At 43.9% G+C, this 21531-nt stretch carries 18 protein-coding genes and 2 tRNA genes; 18 read left to right on the forward strand and 2 right to left on the reverse strand.

Features of this window, described 5'->3' with window-relative positions:
- Nucleotides 1–104: 104 nt before the first annotated feature.
- The 11 genes from pth to HHK01_RS00790 all read left to right on the forward strand — a co-directional run bounded on the left by pth (nt 105) and on the right by HHK01_RS00790 (nt 11150).
- Entirely contained in the window at nt 105–677 is a 573-nt protein-coding gene (gene pth / locus HHK01_RS00740) for an aminoacyl-tRNA hydrolase (protein WP_170005976.1), read from the forward strand.
- Nucleotides 678–788: 111 nt separating this feature from the next.
- Nucleotides 789–1019, forward strand: coding sequence for an anti-sigma-F factor Fin (locus HHK01_RS00745; protein WP_170005977.1), 231 nt, complete (start codon nt 789–791; stop codon nt 1017–1019).
- Between the two features lie 63 nt (nt 1020–1082).
- A complete protein-coding gene (mfd, locus tag HHK01_RS00750) occupies nt 1083–4631 on the forward strand; it encodes a transcription-repair coupling factor (protein ID WP_170005978.1) in 3549 nt (1182 codons plus the stop codon).
- A gap of 323 nt (nt 4632–4954) precedes the next feature.
- Nucleotides 4955–5491 carry a stage V sporulation protein T gene (spoVT, locus tag HHK01_RS00755; protein ID WP_170005979.1) on the forward strand — a complete coding sequence of 179 codons (537 nt, stop codon included), beginning with the start codon at nt 4955–4957 and terminating at the stop codon, nt 5489–5491.
- Nucleotides 5492–5818: 327 nt separating this feature from the next.
- The gene (locus HHK01_RS00760) at nt 5819–7345 is read left to right on the forward strand and encodes a putative polysaccharide biosynthesis protein (RefSeq protein ID WP_170005980.1); all 1527 of its coding nucleotides are present in this window, start codon (nt 5819–5821) and stop codon (nt 7343–7345) included.
- Nucleotides 7346–7378: 33 nt separating this feature from the next.
- Nucleotides 7379–8866, forward strand: coding sequence for a bifunctional methyltransferase/pyrophosphohydrolase YabN (yabN, locus tag HHK01_RS00765; RefSeq protein ID WP_170005981.1), 1488 nt, complete (start codon nt 7379–7381; stop codon nt 8864–8866).
- Nucleotides 8867–9133, forward strand: coding sequence for an RNA-binding S4 domain-containing protein (locus tag HHK01_RS00770; RefSeq protein WP_170005982.1), 267 nt, complete (start codon nt 8867–8869; stop codon nt 9131–9133). It begins immediately after the preceding gene.
- A gap of 115 nt (nt 9134–9248) precedes the next feature.
- Nucleotides 9249–9542 (forward strand): sporulation protein YabP, encoded by a 294-nt coding sequence (yabP, locus tag HHK01_RS00775; RefSeq protein WP_170005983.1) that lies wholly within the window; start codon nt 9249–9251, stop codon nt 9540–9542.
- On the forward strand, nt 9539–10165 hold the full coding sequence (gene yabQ, locus HHK01_RS00780; RefSeq protein ID WP_170005984.1) for a spore cortex biosynthesis protein YabQ: 627 nt from the start codon (nt 9539–9541) through the stop codon (nt 10163–10165). The genes yabP and yabQ overlap by 4 nt, the downstream gene beginning before the upstream one ends.
- Nucleotides 10166–10246: 81 nt before the next feature.
- Complete coding sequence (locus tag HHK01_RS00785) at nt 10247–10609, forward strand: FtsB family cell division protein (RefSeq protein ID WP_170005985.1); 363 nt, start codon at nt 10247–10249, stop codon at nt 10607–10609.
- Between the two features lie 112 nt (nt 10610–10721).
- The gene (locus HHK01_RS00790; RefSeq protein WP_170005986.1) at nt 10722–11150 is read left to right on the forward strand and encodes a S1 domain-containing RNA-binding protein; all 429 of its coding nucleotides are present in this window, start codon (nt 10722–10724) and stop codon (nt 11148–11150) included.
- Between the two features lie 214 nt (nt 11151–11364).
- Here the strand turns inward: HHK01_RS00790 and HHK01_RS00795 are convergent.
- Nucleotides 11365–11436 (reverse strand) — tRNA-Glu (locus tag HHK01_RS00795).
- A gap of 13 nt (nt 11437–11449) precedes the next feature.
- Nucleotides 11450–11526 (reverse strand) — tRNA-Met (locus tag HHK01_RS00800).
- Between the two features lie 377 nt (nt 11527–11903).
- Between HHK01_RS00800 and spoIIE the strand changes: the two genes are divergently transcribed.
- From spoIIE to HHK01_RS00835, 7 genes are all read left to right on the forward strand, one after another.
- Nucleotides 11904–14390: a stage II sporulation protein E gene (spoIIE, locus tag HHK01_RS00805; RefSeq protein WP_170005987.1), complete on the forward strand. Its 2487-nt coding sequence runs from the start codon at nt 11904–11906 to the stop codon at nt 14388–14390.
- A gap of 85 nt (nt 14391–14475) precedes the next feature.
- Nucleotides 14476–15219, forward strand: coding sequence for a VWA domain-containing protein (locus tag HHK01_RS00810; protein WP_170005988.1), 744 nt, complete (start codon nt 14476–14478; stop codon nt 15217–15219).
- The gene (locus HHK01_RS00815) at nt 15191–16228 is read left to right on the forward strand and encodes a protein kinase domain-containing protein (protein WP_407646917.1); all 1038 of its coding nucleotides are present in this window, start codon (nt 15191–15193) and stop codon (nt 16226–16228) included. The genes HHK01_RS00810 and HHK01_RS00815 overlap by 29 nt, the downstream gene beginning before the upstream one ends.
- A 143-nt stretch (nt 16229–16371) precedes the next feature.
- Nucleotides 16372–17730, forward strand: a complete 1359-nt coding sequence (tilS, locus tag HHK01_RS00820) for a tRNA lysidine(34) synthetase TilS (RefSeq protein WP_170005989.1) — start codon at nt 16372–16374, stop codon at nt 17728–17730.
- A 22-nt stretch (nt 17731–17752) separates the two neighbouring features.
- A complete protein-coding gene (gene hpt, locus HHK01_RS00825; protein ID WP_170005990.1) occupies nt 17753–18307 on the forward strand; it encodes a hypoxanthine phosphoribosyltransferase in 555 nt (184 codons plus the stop codon).
- A gap of 165 nt (nt 18308–18472) precedes the next feature.
- Nucleotides 18473–20473 carry an ATP-dependent zinc metalloprotease FtsH gene (ftsH, locus tag HHK01_RS00830; protein WP_170005991.1) on the forward strand — a complete coding sequence of 667 codons (2001 nt, stop codon included), beginning with the start codon at nt 18473–18475 and terminating at the stop codon, nt 20471–20473.
- Between the two features lie 266 nt (nt 20474–20739).
- Nucleotides 20740–21519: a type III pantothenate kinase gene (locus HHK01_RS00835; protein ID WP_170005992.1), complete on the forward strand. Its 780-nt coding sequence runs from the start codon at nt 20740–20742 to the stop codon at nt 21517–21519.
- The last annotated feature ends 12 nt before the right edge of the window (nt 21520–21531 follow it).

Below are 21531 nucleotides of genomic sequence, written 5' to 3' on the forward strand. Positions count from 1 at the left end.
GAAAAGAATAACAGGCAATCTCGGGTGACCTAAACCTATTGGGTCACCCTTGCCATGTCTAGCCGGAAGCCGCTAGTATAGAGATGAACGAGGTGAGAATTATCATGAAACTGTTTGTGGGGCTTGGAAATCCAGGGGTGAAGTATGCCAATACCCGTCACAACATTGGATTCGAAGTGATCGAGGCATTGAGTAATCGCTGGAACATTCCTCTTGATATAGCGAAGCATAAAGGGCGATATGGGAAAGGGGTTGTTCAAGGGGAAAAGGTCGTTCTTTTGCAGCCACTAACATTCATGAACTTAAGTGGAGAATGTGTGCGACCGCTTATGGACTACTTTGATATTGAAATAGACGACCTTGTGGTTTGTTATGACGACCTAGATTTGCCCTCCGGACATATCCGACTTCGTCAAAAAGGAAGCGCTGGTGGACATAATGGTATGAAGTCTCTTATTCAGCATCTAGGTGTTTCCTCATTCTCCCGTATTCGGATCGGAATTGACCGTCCAGCTCCAGGTATAGCTGTACCAAATTATGTGCTAGGCACGTACTCTAAAGAGGAAAGAGCGTTGATGGATCAAGCGGTACAGTGGAGCGTAGAGGCTTGTGAAGCCCATTTACAAAAACCATTTCTTGAAGTAATGAATGAATATAATCGAAAAGTTTCGTCCTAAAAAAGGTCTTTTTGTATACATGTAGAAGAAGTAAAGTATGTTATTTTCATGAATAGATGCCCGTTTTTTCGTCCATACTAACTATAGCACTTTTGTATGGGAGGGACTTCTATGGCACTCCATTATGTATGTCGTCACTGCCAGTCGCAAGTGGGTACACTTGACCAAGAAAGATTAGCGACCACAAATTTAGGCTTTGATGTCTTAACGAATGCAGAACGGCAAAATATGATATCCTTTATGTCTAATGGGGATCTCGAGATCAAGACAATTTGTGAAGAATGTCAAGAAGCTTTAGATCAATCACCACATTATCACGAACAACAAACATTTTTGCAGTAAACGCTTTGGGGGAGATGTCGTCCCAAAGCATTTTTCTGTTTTCAGCAAGGAGCGGTGTAGAGAGTGAACGCATTTTTACAAGCGTTTCGTGAACAAGAAGATGTGCAATCAATTGTGGACGGGTGCAAAGAGCATTTACGAGAGCAGCTCGTTACCGGTGTGAGCGGATCGAGTCGACCTCTTCTTATGGCGACCCTTGCCAAAGAACTGCAGCGCCCCATATTAATCATGACGCACAATCAATTACAAGCCCAAAAGTATTTTGAAGATGTACTCAGTGTTTACGAAGAAGATGAAGTGTTTTTATATCCAGCCAACGAGGTACTTGCAACAGAGTTCACAACATCATCTCCCGAATTACGTGCAGAAAGACTTCGTGTTTTAGATGCGATGATGTCTGGAAAAGCATCTGTTATTATTACGCCAGTGGCGGGTGTCCGTCGCTATTTACCTGCCCCTGCCGACTGGAAAAGGGCACAGTTGTCTTTGACTGTAGGGACAGATGTTGACGAAATGGATCGAATTAAACAGCAACTTATATTTATGGGATACGAACGATCCGACATGGTCACAACACCCGGGGAATGGAGTTTGCGAGGTGGTATTCTAGATGTCTACCCGCTAACAGAGGCTACTCCTTTGCGCATTGAGTTTTTTGATACAGAGGTGGACTCTATCCGTACATTTTCTGTAGAAGATCAACGTTCGCTAGAGAAAAGAGACTCAGTTCACATTGGTCCAGCTGCCGAATGGATTGTTCGTGACGAGATCATGGCATCCCTTTCAGAGCGTCTAAAGGAAGAGGAAAAGGCATCTTTAACAAAGTACAAACAAGATCAGCAAAAACGGGCTCTCGTTGAGGCTGTTGAATATGATTTGGAACGTCTGCAGCAACATCATGATCGAGAAGTTCTTTCCAAGTACATTTCCCTCGTTGATCAACACCCTGCTAGTCTTATAGATTACCTTGGTGACGATGGTGTCTTATTTCTCGATGAGTGGAGTCCCATCCAAGAAACGATTCAAACATTGGAAAAGGACGAGTTGGAATGGCATACAGGCCTCTTAGAGGAAGGTAAAACGGTGCATGCAGCTACTTACAGTCATAAAGTATTGGAGCTTCTTAAGGGAACAAGCCGACAGAAGGTGTATTTTTCCCTATTTTTGAAAAGTATGCCTAACACTCAGCCGCAAAACATCGTGTCATTTTCCTGCAAACCAATGCAGCAATTTCATGGTCAAATGCATTTACTAAAGCAAGAACTAGATCGTTGGAAAAAGCAAGGATTTGCAGTGGTGTTTACCGCAAGTACGGAAGAAAAGGCAAAGCGAACGACGCGGGTTCTAGAAGACTATGAGATGGAAGCGACTTATCAGAGGTCAGACGAACCATTTCGAAAACACGCTGCTCAAGTAGTCGAGCTCCCATTACAGGCAGGATTTGAACTTCCTCTAATGAAGCTTGTTGTGGTTACCGAAAGTGAGTTGTTTGCTTCCAAAACGAAGCGCGCACCAAAAAGAAAACAAAAACCGATGTCTAACGCAGAACGAATAAAAAACTATTCTGAACTCCAGGCTGGGGACCACGTCGTCCACGTTCACCATGGAATTGGAAAGTACTTAGGGATCGAGACGTTAACGGTTGGTGGGGTGCACAAAGATTATTTGCACATTCGTTATCAAGGGACAGATAAGTTGTACGTTCCTGTGGAGCAAATCGATTTAGTGCAGAAGTATGTCGGTTCAGAAGGTAAAGAACCGAAGCTCTATAAACTCGGTGGCAGTGAGTGGAAGCGAGTCAAGCGGAAAGTAGAATCTTCTGTTCAGGACATTGCTGACGATCTAATCAAGCTTTACGCCGAGCGGGAAAGCTCTAAGGGGTATGCCTTTGCACCGGATGGTGATATGCAACGAGAGTTTGAGGCGAACTTTGCCTACCAAGCGACGGAAGATCAGCTCCGATCAATTGAAGAGATCAAAGTCGATATGGAAAGAGAGCGGCCGATGGATAGGCTTCTTTGTGGAGATGTCGGTTATGGAAAAACGGAAGTGGCGATTCGAGCTGTTTTTAAAGCGATTGCAGATGGAAAGCAAGTAGCGTTTCTCGTGCCGACAACTATTCTGGCACAGCAACACTTTGAAACAATGCGCGAGCGGTTTCAAGACTTTCCAATTGAGGTTCGCTTAATGAGTCGTTTCCGTACACGTAAGGAACAACAAGAAACCGCAAAGGGTTTAAAAAATGGCACTGTTGATGTGGTGGTGGGAACTCATCGACTCCTATCCAAAGACATGGTGTATCATGATCTCGGGCTGCTGATTATTGACGAAGAGCAGCGTTTTGGAGTGACACATAAAGAGAAAATTAAACAGTTTAAGACGAACATTGATGTGCTGACGTTGACTGCCACGCCGATTCCACGAACACTCCACATGTCTATGCTTGGTGTTCGTGATCTGTCAGTCATTGAGACACCACCAGAAAACCGATTCCCTGTCCAAACGTATGTCATGGAGTACAATGGTCCCCTTGTCAGAGAAGCCATTGAGAGAGAATTGGCGCGTCAAGGGCAAGTATACTTTTTATATAACCGAGTAGAAGACATTGAGCGGAAGGCAGAGGAGATCTCGATGCTCGTACCAGACGCAAGGGTAGCGTATGCTCACGGCAGGATGACTGAAAACGAGCTGGAGTCTGTAATTCTTCGCTTTATTGAAGGTGAGTTTGATGTGCTTGTGAGTACTACCATCATTGAGACAGGTGTTGATATTCCAAACGTGAATACTTTGCTCGTATTTGATGCGGATCGAATGGGACTTTCTCAGCTGTATCAGCTTAGAGGGCGTGTTGGTCGAACAAACCGTGTGGCGTATGCCTATTTCACGTATCGCAAAGATAAAGTACTTACCGAGGTGGCTGAAAACCGTCTACATGCTATTAAGGAATTCACAGAACTTGGCAGCGGTTTTAAAATTGCGATGCGCGATTTATCCATACGAGGAGCGGGGAATTTGTTAGGGGCTCAGCAACACGGCTTTATTGACTCGGTTGGATTTGATTTGTACTCTCAAATGTTGAAAGAAGCGATTGAAGAACGAAAAGGCGGCGTATCCAAGCAGGAAAAAGAATCTATTGAGATTGATGTGAAAGTGGATGCCTACCTGCCTGATCGCTACATTGGAGATGGTCAACAAAAAATCGAAATGTATAAACGGTTCCGTTCCGTAAAAACACCGGAAGATGTGGAGGAGCTCGAAGCTGATCTCATCGACCGATTTGGTGAACCAACATCAGAGGTTCGAGACTTAGTGACTATCGCTCACATACGCGCGTATGGACTAGCAGGTGGGGTCAAGTTATTAGAACAAAAGGGTGATACCATTCATGTCTATTTAACAGAGAATCATACGGCTCAAATAGACGGAGTGCGCCTATTTGAAGAAACGCAAAACTTAGGTCGTGATTTAGGCATTGGTATGGAAGGGCCAGTACTTCATCTTTCCCTGAATTATCGAAAGCAGCCTAGTTCTGAGTGGTTACCGAAACTAGCTTCTCTCGTAAAAACTATCTTTGAATGTAAAAAAGAACCGGCATCTACCCATGCTTCCTAAGCGTTTTTCAACCACCCTTTTCTATTGTCGAAAAAGGGTGGTTTTTTATATTCACATGACATATTTTGTCGATTGAGCATAATTTTGCACGTAATATCGAAACATGTATACACAGGTTTTTCGGCATTCATACTACGTGCCTGAATGGGTTGGAAGTGTACATAGCAATGAAGTCACTGCAGTGAATCACTGGCAATCCAGAAAAATTGTTGCTGGAGAAGTGCATAGAACTTTCCAAGTGAAAAATACTAAAGGCAACATCAGGCAAACTTATTTGCTTGCCAAGAAGAATCTAATCATCAGATGAAAGAGAGGCAACAAAGATGAAAGCAACCGGTATCGTTCGTCGTATTGATGATTTAGGACGCGTCGTAATTCCAAAGGAGATTCGAAGAACATTACGAATTCGTGAGGGAGATCCACTCGAAATTTTTGTTGATCGAGACGGCGAAGTAATTTTGAAGAAATATTCTCCAATTTCTGAGTTAGGCAATTTTGCAAAAGAATACGCGGAGGCGCTCTATGATAGTCTCGGCAGTCCGGTCATTGTATGCGATCGTGACACGGTCATTTCAGTGGCGGGGGGCTCTAAGAAAGAATATTTAACAAAGCCTATTTCTGAAAAGGTCGAAAGTGTCTTAGAAAACCGCTCTTCTACTTTAGTAACTGAGCAAGGATCTGTGGCATTAGTTGACGGATATGAGGAGTCCATTTCCTCGTATACGATCGGACCAATCGTTGCAAACGGCGACCCGATCGGAGCAGTTATTATTTATTCGAAAGAGGAAACATTAGGTGAAGTAGAACATAAAGCAGTCGAAACAGCTGCCGGTTTTCTTGCGCGTCAAATGGAGCAATAATTCATTATTTCCTCGAGTCTACACGAAGTGGGTCAAAAAGGCGTTCGTTCGCAAGGAAGCAAGTGGATCGGCGTTGTGCTCGCAAGGATGCGAGTATGCCTGTATTACGCCAAGGACTGCCCGAAATTTTTACTGATGTCGCGAAGTTAGACACGGTACCTTGCTAGCGTCCCCGACTTTAGCCTTTCAATCCTATTCAAAAGCCATCCCTACATTTTGTGGGGATGGCTTTTCCGTGTCTAAAAGTGGGATGCAGAGGCATTGTAAATCAGCCGGCTAGTCTATGCTATAATCAAGGTTGACTGAATCGACGGAGTGACAAAGCACATGAGAAAATCATTGCAGGGAGCCTCCTTATTGTTAGTGGCTGCCGTTATTATAAAGGGAATGAGCGCTATGTACCGCGTTCCTTATCAAAATATGGTAGGAGACGAAGGGTTCTATGTGTATCAACAGATCTACCCGTTTTACGCCCTCGTTCTTGCCTTCATGACGACTGGATTTCCTGTAGCCCTCTCCTTCCTCCTTGTGTCATCAACTACCGATGAAGAAGCACAGCAAAAGGAATGGACAAGCTGGACGGGTCTCTTTGTCCTAGGTATTTTAGGGTGGAGTTTGTTCTTTTTTGGTGCAGGCTGGTGGGCCGCTTTGCTAAGGGATGACCAGTTGACCCCGTTGTTCCGCGTGTTTTCCTTTTTGTTTTGGTGGTTACCGTTTCTTTCAATTATTCGTGGCAATCAGCAAGCACGTCAGGATATGATGCCCACCGCAGTAAGTCAGTTGATAGAGCAGTTTGTACGTATGCTTGTGATCGTGACAGGAACGTACCTTCTTTGGAGAGCTGGAGAAAGTGTCTATACGATTGGGACAGTAGCCATAGGTGGTTCCGTTGTCGGTGCATTCGGTGCATTCCTTTTCCTTACGTTCTTACTGCTATTTCGTCGTCAAGCAATTTTTCCTCGTCGGCTGACAAAAAGGTCTTATTGGGACAGCCGGTTTTTCATACGCGTGCTTGTTTATGCAGTTGTATCAGTTTGTACGGTATCGCTGTTTGTGTTGTTTCAGCTTGTGGATGCACTTTTTATCTATCAAGTACTTGTAGAGACGGGAATGACAGAGGTGAGTGCACGCATCGAAAAGGGTGTGTTTGACCGTGGCCAGCCTCTTCTCCAGATAGGTTTAGTGATCGCAACAAGCGTAGCGTTAGCGTTCACTCCTTCTTTGACAAAACAATCTATAGTGAAGAAAAAGAAGGCTTTTACTTTAATGGTGAGGTATACAATTGTTTTAGCAGTACCGGCAACGGTTGGGCTCCTTCTACTTATGAAACCAATCAACGTTATGTTGTTCACAAATGACCTAGGAACAAAGACGTTGCAAGTGCTGTCTCTATCTTTAGTATTCGGTTCTTTAGCCATTGTCGGATTAACTGTACTTCAAACGGAACAACGATGGCGAGTCTTAACTGGATTTTTAGGAGGGGCTTTTTTTGTTAAAGCAACTGCGACGTTACTGTTAACCGCATATTGGGGGACATTTGGAGCTGCGTGGGCAACCGTGATCGCTTCAGTGGCGGTATGTATAGGAGTAGGCGTTTGTTTACGACCTTATATTGAGACCATTGATTTCTCGGTCTATACGACAGTAGGACAGTCCGTACTCGTAATGGGGTCTATTGTGGCGGTCATCCAACTGGTATGGCCTGAAGGGGATGGACGAATTGTGGCCGGCGTCGGGGTGCTGATCAGTGCTGGTGTAGGGGCAATCGTATACTTCGTTATGCTTTGGCAAACATCGTTTCTCTCCCTATCGGAAAAAGAGGCTATATTTGACTGGTTACAGAAACGAAAGTAATTCTAGAGTTTGGATAAAGAGGAGTTGTTCTAATTGGGAAAGATAACAATTATCGGTTTAGGGGCTGGAAATCTCAATCAGCTTCCACTCGGAATATATCGCTTTGTAACACAACAATCGGAAATATTCGTCCGAACCGTAGATCACCCTGTAGTAACAGAGCTACAGCAAGAAGGTGTCACGTTCGAGGGATACGACTGGATTTATGAAGAAGAGGAAACGTTTGAACGCGTGTACGAGCGCATTGTGGCAGACCTTACTACACGTAGTCAAACAAAGGATATTACATACGCAGTACCAGGCCACCCAGTTGTAGCAGAGCAAACAACAGTGATGTTACGTAATTTGGCTGCTAAAGGAGAAGTAAACGTCCAAATCCTTGGCGGACAAAGCTTCCTTGATGATCTTTTCCAAAGTATAGGCGTCGATCCTGTGGAGGGATTCTTGTTTTTAGACGGAACCCAACTGTCAGCCCAAGCGTTTACGTTACGACAGCATGTAGTGATTTCTCAATTATATAGTCGATTTGTTGCGGCAGATGTGAAGTTGACCCTTATGGAGCGTTATGCCGACGATCACCTTGTTACGATTATTTCGGATGCTGGCTTGCCGACAGAAACGAAAGATACAGTTCCTCTGTTCGAATTGGATCACGAAGAGAAATTTCATAACCGCACGTCACTCTATGTACCGCCAATTAAAGAACAAAGTGGACGATACCACTTGTTGGACACCTTACAGGAAATTGTGGCAACCCTACGTGCGCCAGGCGGATGCCCGTGGGATCGAAAACAAACCCATGCAACCCTAAAGCAGTATTTGTTAGAAGAAAGTCATGAGTTTTTGGCAGCCGTAGATGAAGAAGACTCTGAGGAAATGGCGAAAGAATTAGGAGACGTTCTTTTGCAAATCATGCTCCATGCACAAATTGCCGAGGAAGAAGGAACATTCACGCTACAAGAAGTTATTTCAAACGTTAGCGAAAAGATGGTACGCCGTCATCCTCACGTCTTTGGAGGAGAAACAGCCAACACTGTCGAAGAAGTGATGAAGAGCTGGCATGAAATTAAAGCAGAAGAAGTGCAGGATGCGAAACACGAATCTTTATTGGATGTGGTGCCAAAAGGGTTAGCTAACCTCATGCAGGCATACGATCTCCAGAAAAAGGCTGCCAAAGTCGGGTTTGATTGGGGAGATGTGGCAGGTGCTGTAGGGAAGTTTCAGGAGGAATGGGATGAATGGCTACAAGCTCATCACTCATACGAGCAGGAATCGACTCCAGAACATAAGGCGCATGCTATCGAAGAGTTCGGAGACGTTCTTTTCACACTAATCAATGTAGCAAGACTGGCAAAAGTGTACCCCGAGGAAGCGATGCACGTGGCGAATGAAAAGTTCCGAAGACGCTTTGGGGATATGGAACAACTAGCAGAAGCAAACGGAGAAGCGCTCGATCAACTGTCATTTGAGAAATTAGAACAATACTGGCAACAGGCAAAACGGAAGGAGACGCTGAATTAAATGCGTTTAGACAAATATTTAAAGGTGTCACGACTCATCAAGCGAAGAACGCTCGCTAAGGAAGTGGCAGACAAAGGAAGAATTCAAGTCAATGGACAGACAGCTAAAGCAGGTACTGTCATTAAGGAAGGAGACGAGCTTTCACTGCAACTTGGTCCGCGTAAAATGACTGTGCGTGTAACAGGTGTGAAAGAACATGCTTCAAAAGAGGAAGCGAATTCTTTATATGAGATTTTGAAAGAGGAAAGAGTCAAAGAAGACGTGTAGAAGATACCCCCCGTTAGCAAGAGAGCTTGTTCTAATCTTGCGCGCTCTCTCATAGGTTAAAGCAAAAGCCGACTCTAAAAGGGCCACCAGAGTCTAGACCTAGAGGGGGAGAACGATGAATCAATATCAAGATCAAAAAACAGTAGTGAAAGACCACGATGTTATTATGCGTGGACGTCGTTTAGTAGACATTACAGGAGTCAAACAAGTGGAAAGCTTTGATAATGAAGAGTTCCTTCTGGAAACAGTCATGGGCTTCCTGGTGATTCGTGGAGAAAACCTTCATATGAAAAATTTAGACGTAGACAAAGGAGTTGTCAGCATTAAAGGGCGCGTCTTTGATCTCGTGTATATTGATCAGCAGCCTGGGGAGAAAGCTAAAGGCCTTTTTAGCAAGTTGTTTAAATGAGCCTTTCCGTTCAATTTGCAACCATGCTCACCATGATAGGGATGGGTGGCTTTTTTGGGGCCTCCATGGATACGTATACACGACTCTTTATCCGAAAAAAGCGCCCACGGTGGATTGTTTTCCTCCATGATGTCCTGTTTTGGATTTTCCAAGGTTTACTAATTTTTTACGTGTTGTTTTTAGTAAACGAAGGGGAAGTCCGTATTTATGTGTTTTTAGCGCTCCTTTGTGGGTTTGCTGCCTATCAAAGCTTACTAAAATCCATCTATCTTTTTACATTAGAACGAACGATACGCCTTATTGTTAATGCGTATCGTTTGGGCATACGCATTGGACAAACCGTTATCATTCGTCCCGTTCAAGCTATCATCGTCGCTTTGTTGTCTTTCGTTTTGATGATCGGAAGGGGTCTTTATACTCTTGTACTTTTCGTAGCGAAGTTTATAATAGGATTTGTTAAAGTGTTGTTGAGTCCATTTTGGAAGCTTTTGCTCTGGATGATTCCACATTCTTTTCAAGATAAAACAAAAAAATTTTTTCTGCAGTTTGCAGGATTTTTCCGTTCAGTGAAGAACACTTTGTATACAAAAGTTTGGAAGAGAATATTCCAACGAAAAGAATAAAAAGTATCATGTTCAAAAGGGGGATAAGTTATATTCCTAGACTCTTTGAACATCCTCTATAAGGAAGGGAAGGAGTAGCAGATGACCGGAAACGTAACCCCTCTTCGTGAACAGCAACAAAGAGAATGGTCACAACAAGATGAACAGCGACGTAAAAAGCGAAAGTACCTTGTACGCCGTCTCACTATGCTCTTTCTAGTTACCTTTCTTGCTGGAGGGGCCCTCATAACAGGTCTAGTTGTACAAGCACAGACAAAGGTAACGAAACAAGAACAATATATAGAGCTCCAGGAAAAACTCTCGACACTGGAACAGGAGCAGCAGGACTTAGAGAACCAAATCGAGAAATTAAACGATGACGAGTATGTAGGCAAGCTTGCCCGTGAAGAATATTACTTATCAGACGATAACGAAATCATTTTCTCATTACCAGATGATGAGTAGAATGTGCGCGTGTCAGTCGTCTGTCCTCGGACATTCAATTGACACGCTTTTTTGGTTTTCGCTATAATATAAAGTAAGTGCATTTGAATGTTTAAGGAGGATCATTTTTTTTATGTCAATCGAAGTAGGTAGCAAGGTACAAGGAAAGGTCACGGGGATCACCAACTTTGGAGCCTTCGTTGAATTACCAGGAGGTTCAACTGGACTCGTTCACATTAGTGAAGTGGCGGACAATTATGTAAAAGATATCAACGAGCATCTTAAAGTTGGTGATGAAGTAACTGTTAAAGTCATCAACGTTGAAAAGGACGGAAAAATAGGCCTTTCCATTAAAAAGGCTAAAGATCGTCCGGAGCGACCAGAACGCCCAGAACGTTCTGAGCGTCCACAACGACGTCATCAACACTCTGATCGTCATCAACGTCCAGAAACTTTTGAAAAGAAAATGGCACGCTTCCTAAAAGATAGCGAAGACCGCCTATCTACTTTAAAACGTAGCATGGATGGCAAGCGTGGTGGGCGAGGAGCTAAACGCGGCTAACCTACTGTTGAACTTGATTAAATGGCTATTATATTTGATTATAAGGAGGGATCCGCGTATTTTTACGCGGGTCTTTTTTGTGTAGATCTTTGGAACTCTTGAAAAACCACATTTTACCACGATAAAACTTACTGATACATAAATGTCAACATTTACACAAAAAGCCACACTTTTCGAAAAGAAAAGTGTGGCTTTAAGTCATCCCTTATGTTGATGACCCGTACGGGATTCGAACCCGTGTTACCGCCGTGAAAGGGCGGTGTCTTAACCGCTTGACCAACGGGCCTTGCAAAAAAAGATGGTGGCGGTAGAGGGGATCGAACCCCCGACCTTACGGGTATGAACCGTACGCTCTAGCCAGCTGAGCTACACCGCCACAACACTACCAATAAGGGAAAGACACAACCATAATCATACGATCAAATAGAGGAAAGTGTCAAGTGTTTATCGAGATGCACAGCTAGGGTTGGGGGTGTAAAGGTTTCTATCTCCTTTGCCGTCGAATGCACTTGTCGCATTGTTGGAAAAGAGAGAATTGCGCGAATCCCTACCGTAGCAGTATTCTCGGATAAAGTTAGTGCAATTGCGTACGCATAGTTAGCAAGAGAATTGACGAATGCCCCTTTATTTGCCAAGAAAACCTCACATACCGTCGAACGATTTTTATAACTTGTCCACCTATTTTGACAAAATTTTGACACGGCTTTTTCTATAATGAAGAACAACTATTCGAAAAACGAGGAGTGTTCTTGTATGGAGAAGGTACAAACGTACGATGTGGAGCCGGTAAGAGACTGGTCGTTACGCGGACAAAGAACAAAACTCACAGAACGAACAGATCAATTGTTGCAGACGATTGTCTTGTGGATGATTCAAAAAGGAGTAATCGTATTTGCTGTAGGCTTTTTGTTAGGACGAGCTCTCATCCTATCACAGCTCATGCCGTTTACACTGCCGTTCTTTGTTAGTGTATATGTGATGAAGCGGCAGCATGCCCCTGTTGCGATGCTTGGATTAACAGCTGGTGCATTCACTATATCGTATACTGCGGCTTTAAAGGCATTTTTATTAATGGGGACATTTTTACTCATAATGAGGCTGTTTCGGGTGTTTCGAATCGAAGAAGTGAAATGGTTACCGATCATCAACTTGTTACTATTGACAGCAGGAGCGACTGTGACCAGTTCCTTCGCTGTAGGTGGCTTTTCATTGTACGACGGCATGATGGGACTTGTAGAAGGCAGCCTAGGTGCTATTTTAACGTTAATCTTCTTGCAGTCTGTTCCGCTTTTGTCCATACAAAAGCGGAAACAATCGTTAAAAACAGAAGAGATTGTTTGTTTAATGATCTTACTGGCGTCTGTTATGACGGGTACGATCGGGTGGAGCGTTTACGACCTTTCTCTAGAACATATAATGTCACGTTACTTAGTCCTTTTGTTTGCCTTTACAGCGGGGGCGACAGTAGGAAGTACTGTAGGGGTGGTGACGGGTCTCGTCTTTAGCTTGGCAAACGTTTCAAGTTTTTACCAAATGAGTTTGCTGGCATTTGCGGGACTACTTGGTGGTTTATTAAGAGAAGGAAGAAAGCTCGGGGTAGCGTTCGGGTTAGCTATCGCGACTCTTCTTGTTGGTTTGTACGGGGGAGAGGGAGGCACTTTAACGCAAACAGGTTATGAAACTTTAGCGGCTATCTTACTTTTTCTCATGACACCGAACGCCCTTGTACAACAGTTGGCTAAGTACATTCCAGGAACACCAGAATATTCGCTTGAACAACAACAATACCTTCGCAAGATGCGCGATGTTACAGCAAAGCGAGTCGATCAATTTTCGCATGTGTTTGAAGCTTTAAGTCAAAGCTTTTCCCGTCTAGATGAACAAAAGGGAAAGGAGGAAGACCGCCAGCTTGATTATTTTCTAAGTAATGTCACCGAAAAAACATGCCAAACGTGTTTCAAAAAGGAGCACTGCTGGGCAAAAAACTTTAATACAACCTATGACGGAATGAAGTCGATTATGACTGAATACGACCAAAACGAAGGAAAGCTATCGTCCCGAACGAGAAGAGAATGGGATAAGCATTGTGTGCGCTCGAAAAAGGTGACTGATGCTATTTTGCAAGAGTTATCCTATTACCAAGCCAATGAAAGGCTTAAGCGACAAGTACAGGAGAGTCGAAGAATTGTGGCGGAGCAGCTGCTTGGAGTGAGCGAAGTAATGGGGAACTTTGCAGAAGAAATTCAGAGAGAGCGGAAAAGTCATGAAGTACAGGAAGAGCAAGTAGTTGAAGCGATAGAATCATTTGGGTTAGAAATTGAACAAATCGAAATCTATTCATTAGAAGTAGGAAACATTGATATTGAGATGACAATTCCAAAAAGCTATTCCAAAGGGGAGGCAGAGAAAATACTGGCACCTCTATTATCAGATATTGTAGGCGAACATATCGTCGTACACACAAAGGATGAACAAGCGTTCCCAAACGGCTATGCGTACGTAACATTTCGCTCCGCAAAGCGTTTTATTGTAGATACCGGTGTCGCTCATGCAGCTAAAGGTGGCGGGTTAGTCTCTGGGGACAGTTATTCAACTATAGAACTCGGGATGGGGAAATACGCGGTTGCGATTAGTGACGGAATGGGCAATGGAGAAAGGGCGCACCACGAGAGCCATGAAACGCTGCAGCTACTACGGAAAATTTTGCAATCCGGTATGAATGAGCAAGTCGCCATTAAGTCATTAAACTCAATTTTATCATTACGGACAACAGATGAAATCTTCTCCACGCTCGACCTTGTCATGATTGATTTACAGGACGCACGGTCTAAATTTATAAAGATTGGATCATCACCAAGTTTTATTAAACGCGGTAAGCAAGTGAAGACGGTTGAAGCGAGCAATCTGCCGATCGGAATCGTAGAAGAATTTGAAGTAGATGTTGTATCGGAGTCTTTAAAGGCGGGAGATTTACTTATATTAATGAGTGACGGAGTGTTTGAAGGACCCTCGTCGATAGAAAACTATGACGTGTGGATGAAACGGAAGATTGCGGAGCTGCAAAGCCATGATCCACAAGAAATTGCAGACCTACTCCTAGAAGAAGTTATACGGGCAGGCAACGGTCAGATTGAAGATGACATGACAATCGTAGTGGCGCACGTAAAACACAACACACCGAAGTGGGCCGCGATCTCAGCATCCGCTGTTAAAAAGCGACTCTCCTCTTCGGCATCGTAGTGAAAGAGGCTTCTCCTTCCGCGGGCGGTATAAATTCGACTGGATCTGTCGATGATGGTACTAACACTGAGGAGGGAGAATTCTTATGAAACCAGGTACGTTGAAACAAATTTTGTTGATTACTGATGGTTGTTCAAATGTAGGAGAAGATCCTGTGGCGATGGCGGCATTAGCAAGTGAAGACGGTATTTCAGTAAATGTCATCGGGGTAATGGAAGAAGATACAATAGATGAAAAAGGAATGAACGAGATTGAAAGTATCGCAGCATCGGGTGGTGGTGTAAGCCAAGTCGTATATGCGAAGGCATTATCCCAAACTGTTCAAATGGTGACACGAAAAGCAATGACACAAACCATTCAAGGGGTTGTCAATAAAGAGCTACAGCAAATTCTAGGTAGTGAAGTCTCTATGGAAGAGTTGCCTCCTGAAAAGCGTGGGGAAGTCATGGAGGTCGTTGATGAATTGGGTGAGACTGTCGATTTGAATGTGTTGATTCTTGTCGATACTTCTGCAAGCATGAAACGCAAATTACCTACTGTAAAAGAGTCATTAGTTGACTTGTCTCTAAGCTTGAACGCGCGAATGGGTAATAACCAATTTGCTTTGTTTGTATTTCCCGGGAAAAAGAAAGATGTCGAAAAATTGCAGGACTGGACACCGAAACTAGAGTCATTGACAAACCATTTTCATAAATTGCATGTGGGTGGCGTGACACCGACGGGTCCAGCGATTCAAACGGCTATTGACCACTTTTCTAAAAAACAACGCTCTTTGCGTAATTTGTTAGGACGCGATGATAATGAATCCTCAATTGAAGAATCAGTTTAATCTGCGCGCGGGAACAACACTGTACGGGAAATGGCATCACCGTTCCTACACGATTGTAAAAGAGTTAGGTTTCGGTGCGAATGGGACAGTGTATTTAGCAAAAGATGAGCAAGCTGAGTTGGTCGCCGTAAAACTTAGCCAAGATACCGCATCTGTTACATCAGAAGTAAATGTGTTAAAGTCATTTGCTAAGGTCCAGGGGTCTTCCCTCGGGCCTTCTTTGCTAGATGTAGACGATTGTATCTTGCAGGGAAAACAAGTGCCATTTTATGTCATGGAATATATACAAGGTGAGGATTTGCTCACTTTTGTAAAAAAACGGGGACATAGCTGGACAGGAGTCCTTCTTCTCCAGTTGCTCTCAGATTTACAGCGGCTTCACGAGCAAGGGTGGGTTTTCGGAGATCTGAAACCGGAAAATTTACTCGTGACGGGCTCGCCAGTTCGTATCCGTTGCATCGATGTAGGTGGGACAACCTTACAAGGACGGGCAGTGAAAGAGTATACGGAGTTCTTTGATCGAGGCTACTGGGGAATGGGCGGTAGAAAAGCCGATCCTGCCTATGATCTATTTGCCGTTGCAATGGTCACTATAAATACTGTGTACCCGAAACGGTTTGAAAAGTCTCAACAGCCGAAGGAGCAATTACAAAAAGCACTAGCTGATCGAGACGCATTCCATCCATATCGTGAAGTGTTATGGAAGGCAATTATTGGTGCATATGTAAGGGCAGAAGAGATGCGAACGGATTTGCGGGAGACACTTCGGAATCGCACCACCTCTGTAAATGGAAATCGAACGACGACAACGAGAGTTCACCGGAAGAAGAAGCAAAGGTCAACTCAACAGCAGAAGGCACCCCAAACAAATAAACAAGCAACTGGATCTCAGCAGGGAAACATCCAGCAAAGCTCGCAAGCTCCAAAAAGTTCTGCTGTGGAAAGTATAAGTCTCGTCGCACTTGTATCAGTAGCGTACGGGTTCTACATATACATGGAATATTTGTAGAGGGAGAGACGTAGTTACCCCGTCGTGATCATAAAAGTTATCTAGAACAGAGTGTTGTTACATAAACATAAGTGTTTGTAGTATGACTTCATGATCAACTATGAGAAAATAGATGTATGAAACGATAGGTAAGGAAGATGAAAATGCTTCAACATAAGTTTAGAGCGCTTTGTAAGAAGGAGAGGTGGTTCCAAAGTGGCGAATGTGTAGTAGTCGCCGTGTCGGGTGGAGTTGACTCCGTCGTATTACTCCATTTACTAAAAGAATTACGTAATCCGACTCACCCTCTTCTGGTCGTTCATGTCGATCATCAGTTACGCCAAGAATCCTATCGGGATGCTCGCTTTGTACAAGAGCTTTGTGAAGAGTGGGAAATCCCTTGTATCGTGAAGACAGTTACGGTAAGGGAAGAAGGGGAAAAGGGTTCTCTTCAAGAACGTGCACGTATTGCTCGCTACAAAGCTTTTTCAGAGGTGATGCAAAGAGAACATAGCGGCATATTGTTGACAGCGCATCATGCGGACGACCAGCTAGAAACGATGGTGATGCGTTTAGCGCGCGGTACCTCGCTGCAAGGACTTAGTGGAATACCACGATCTCGTTCGTTTGAAAATGGGACAGTGCATCGTCCGCTACTCTCCTTTACGAAAGAGGAACTACGAGAATATGCCGTAGTAAATAACCTCCGTTATCGAGAAGATCCTTCTAACCAAAAGAAAACGTACACACGCAACAGAATTCGGCATGATGTGATACCGAACTTGAAAGAAGAAGCACCTCAAGTTGCTCGCCATGCATCCTCGCTTGCCAGCAGATTGCAAGAAGATGAAGAGCTGTTACAACAGTTGACAAAGAGTTTTGTAGAACGGATGACGATTCAAACGACAGCTGTGTCCTGGTCAATTTCTCTTCAATCGTTTCTAGAGGGGGCACTTCCTTTACAAAGAAGAGCCATTCATCTAATATTAAACTGTCTAAGTGTAGAAAAATCTGTCACCCTGACAGCACAACACATTGAGGACATCTTACATATTGCGAACGAACCACACCCCTCTTTACGAGTACAGCTCCCAGCAGGCATACATGTCCGGCGTGTTTATGAGGAACTCTTGTTTTCTACAGTTCCCTCTTCCAACGTAATTCCAAAGGGAGTGCAGCTATTTCAAGGCAGTAGCTCTGCTGAGTGGGGGAAGTATTCTTTTACTCTCGAGGAATTGGGAAATCCCTTTTGTGAATGGGATACAGAAACGTACCTAGTACCAGATAATGCCATGTTTCCTCTTACGATTCGTGCTCCGCAACAAGGGGATCGCATACAACTTCTAAAGGGTACGAAAAAGTTAAATCGCCTCTTTATTGACGCGAAAATCCCCCGAGAGAAACGGAGAACTTGGCCGGTGGTCGTAGATGCAAAGGGTACGATTTTATGGGTGGTAGGGTTGCGGCAATCACCTAGCGAAAAGAGTCGTTCCGAATGGGTGATGCGTTACATACAGAAATAATCTCGAGGAGGATTTTTTGGACATGTTGGAGCAAGACATACAGGAAGTGCTCATTACAGAAGAGCAAATTCAAGAAAAGATTCGCGAGTTAGGGGCAACCCTTACGCAAGAGTATCAAAATGTATTTCCGCTCGCTATCGGTGTGCTGAAAGGGGCAATGCCTTTTATGGCAGACTTACTAAAACGGGTGGATTCGCATCTGGAAATGGACTTCATGGACGTATCCAGTTATGGAAATCGCACCGTTTCCTCAGGCGAAGTGAGAATTTTAAAGGATCTAGACACTTCAGTGGAGGGGCGCGATGTATTAATCATTGAAGATATTATTGATTCTGGACTCACGCTCAGTTACTTAGTGGAACTGTTTCGCTATCGAAAGGCAAAGTCCATCAAAATTGTCACACTTCTTGACAAGCCGTCAGGTCGACAAGCTGACATTGTAGCCGATTATGTTGGCTTTCAAGTTCCAGATGCCTTTGTTGTTGGTTATGGATTGGACTATGCTGAACGATATCGTAACTTACCATATATTGGTGTGTTAAAATCTGAAGTATATACTTCAAATGATGAAGCATAAGCTAAGTGGAAGAAACATGTCTAATTGGAACTTATGGAGTGGGTTAGAAAACAAACAGAACCCGCGCTATGATACACAAAGAGGCCAAGGTGCAAATCCTTGTAATGGTATGATTTACTATGATACTATTTTAACTAGTCTTTTTCCCGTGGGAGGAGGTAAGGGATGAATCGGATCTTTCGTAACACAATTTTTTATGTAGTGATCTTTTTGGTCATTATCGGGGTTGTGAGTGTGTTTAACAATAGCAACGAACCAACCGATGAACTAACTTATGACCAATTCATCGCCTACCTGGAAAATGGAGAAGTTGAAGAACTCTCTATGAGACCAGAGGGTGGCGTTTATGAAATCCGTGGTAGTTTAGCGGGTGAAGACAATTCTTTCTTAACGTTTGTTCCAGAAAGCAATGTCGTACTTGACCGCATCGAGAGTATAGCGGGCAACGAGGATGTGCAATTACAAGTATTAACTCAACGTGAGGCAAGTGGATGGGTCACGTTCTTTACGACAATGATTCCGTTCATTATTATTTTCATTTTGTTCTTCTTCTTGCTTAACCAAGCTCAAGGCGGTGGAAGCCGTGTGATGAACTTCGGAAAGAGTAAGGCGAAGCTCTACAGTGAAGAAAAGAAAAAGGTTCGCTTTAAAGATGTGGCTGGGGCGGATGAAGAGAAGCAAGAGCTTGTTGAAGTAGTGGAATTTTTAAAAGATCCACGGAAGTTTTCTGAAGTAGGTGCGCGCATCCCGAAAGGTGTTTTATTAGTAGGACCTCCTGGTACCGGGAAAACATTATTGGCACGTGCTGTTGCAGGTGAAGCGGGAACACCGTTCTTCTCTATCAGTGGTTCGGACTTTGTCGAGATGTTTGTAGGTGTCGGGGCATCCCGTGTTCGCGATTTGTTTGAAAACGCGAAGAAGAACGCACCTTGTATCATTTTTATTGATGAAATTGATGCGGTGGGTCGTCAACGTGGCGCCGGTCTTGGTGGTGGCCATGACGAGCGTGAGCAGACGTTAAATCAATTGCTTGTTGAAATGGACGGTTTCGGTGCTAATGAAGGGATCATCATCATTGCTGCGACAAACCGAGCGGATATCTTGGATCCTGCACTACTTCGTCCGGGACGCTTTGACCGTCAAATTACGGTTGATCGACCAGATGTAACGGGACGTGAAGCGGTGTTAAAGGTTCATTCTCGGGATAAGCCACTTGATGAAGGTGTCGATCTAAAAGCTATTGCGATGCGTACCCCTGGATTTTCAGGTGCAGATCTTGAAAACTTGCTGAATGAGGCTGCGCTTGTAGCAGCAAGGCGAGATAAAAAACGTATTGATATGCTCGATATTGATGAAGCGACTGACCGTGTTATCGCTGGTCCTGCGAAGAGTAGCCGAGTCGTCTCGCAAAAAGAGCGTCGGATTGTTGCACACCATGAAGCGGGTCACGTCATGATTGGAGTAACGTTGAAGGAAGCAGAGATCGTGCATAAAGTAACGATCGTTCCACGTGGTCAAGCTGGGGGTTACGCAGTTATGCTGCCGAAAGAAGACCGTTACTTAATGACAAAACCAGAGTTGCTCGATAAAATAACGGGCCTACTCGGTGGCCGTGTGGCCGAAGAGATCATCTTCGGTGAAGCGAGCACAGGCGCCCATAACGACTTCCAACGTGCAACGGGTATGGCGCGGCGCATGGTGACTGAATTCGGAATGAGTGAAAAATTAGGTCCTTTGCAATTTGGTCAAGCGCAAGGTGGGCAAGTATTTTTAGGTCGTGACATTTCAAATGACCAAAACTATTCGGATTCGATCGCGTACGAAATCGATTTAGAGATTCAGCGCATCATTAAAGAATGTTACGTCAAAGCGAAAGAAATCCTAACAGAAAAACGTGACCAGCTTGAGTTAATTGCGAAAACATTACTAGAAGTTGAAACGTTGGATGCGAAACAGATCGAACACCTACTTGAACATGGGGAGCTACCGGAAGGACCTGTGGCCGAACAACGTAAAGATGGTGATATGAAAGTAACCATCCAGAAGAGAGAAGACGTTCCAACCCCTAATCTAGAAGATAGTCCGATTCCAGACGCGAAAGAAGAACAAGCGATTACAGAAGACCGTTCTCGAGAGACAGAGGATGACGAAAAACCTAGATCGTAATATTGGCAGGAAAAAGGAGCCCCTTTATTGAGGGCTTCTTTTTCGTCTGAAAGTAAAATAGGTAATAGCAGTATTATTTGTATAAAGACACCTACACTAGAAAAACAGATAAGAAGCTACACCGAAATAACATCACTAAGAATTTGAAAGCAAATTTGCGTACCGACTGTATGGCCTACCGTATTCTGGAGTGGTTAGTTTGCTACTTTCTAGAAGACTTTGTGGTATGATGGGGATGATTTTAGACAGAAAATGTGGTGAGATACGTGATTTTTGTGCTGGATGTTGGGAATACAAATATTGTGTTAGGTGTATATGATGGGGACAAGCTTATCCATCATTGGCGTGCTGAAACAAATCGGAATAAAACGGAAGATGAGTACGCGATGTTTATAAAATCATTATTTGATCATGCCGGGATACGTTTTGAAGAAATAAAAGGTGTTATTTTGTCTTCTGTCGTGCCTCCAATTGTGTTTTCACTAGAGAGAATGTGTCAAAAGTATTTTCACGTTGAGCCGGTCATTGTTGGACCAGGTGTGAAAACAGGTCTCAATATTAAGTACGACAACCCAAGAGAAGTTGGCGCAGACCGGATTGTTAACGCGGTCGCAGCCACACATGAGTTCGGAGGTCCACTTGTTATTGTTGATTTCGGTACTGCAACGACGTATTGTTACGTGAATGAACACCGGCAATATATGGGGGGAGCTATTGCGCCGGGTATTAACATCTCTACTGAGGCGTTGTACGCAAAAGCAGCAAAACTTCCTCGTATTGAAATGACGGACCCAGGGGCAGTTGTGGGAAAAAACACCGTGTCGGCCATGCAAGCGGGAATTCTCTATGGATATGTAGGTCAAGTTGAAGGAATCGTCCGGCGTATGATGGACCAAGCGAATGGAAAGCCAACCGTTATTGCTACCGGTGGCCTTGCGAAACTGATCGCGAAAGAATGTACAATCATTGATGTAGTCGATCCGTTCTTGACATTAAAAGGTTTAAAGCTCATTTATGAACGCAACGTAGAAGGAATTGAAGACTAAAAGAAGGTGAAA

Origin of the sequence: Bacillus fonticola, assembly GCF_012955605.1 — a bacterium.
In the GTDB taxonomy this organism is placed as follows: Bacteria; Bacillota; Bacilli; order Bacillales; family JC228; genus Bacillus_CG; species Bacillus_CG fonticola.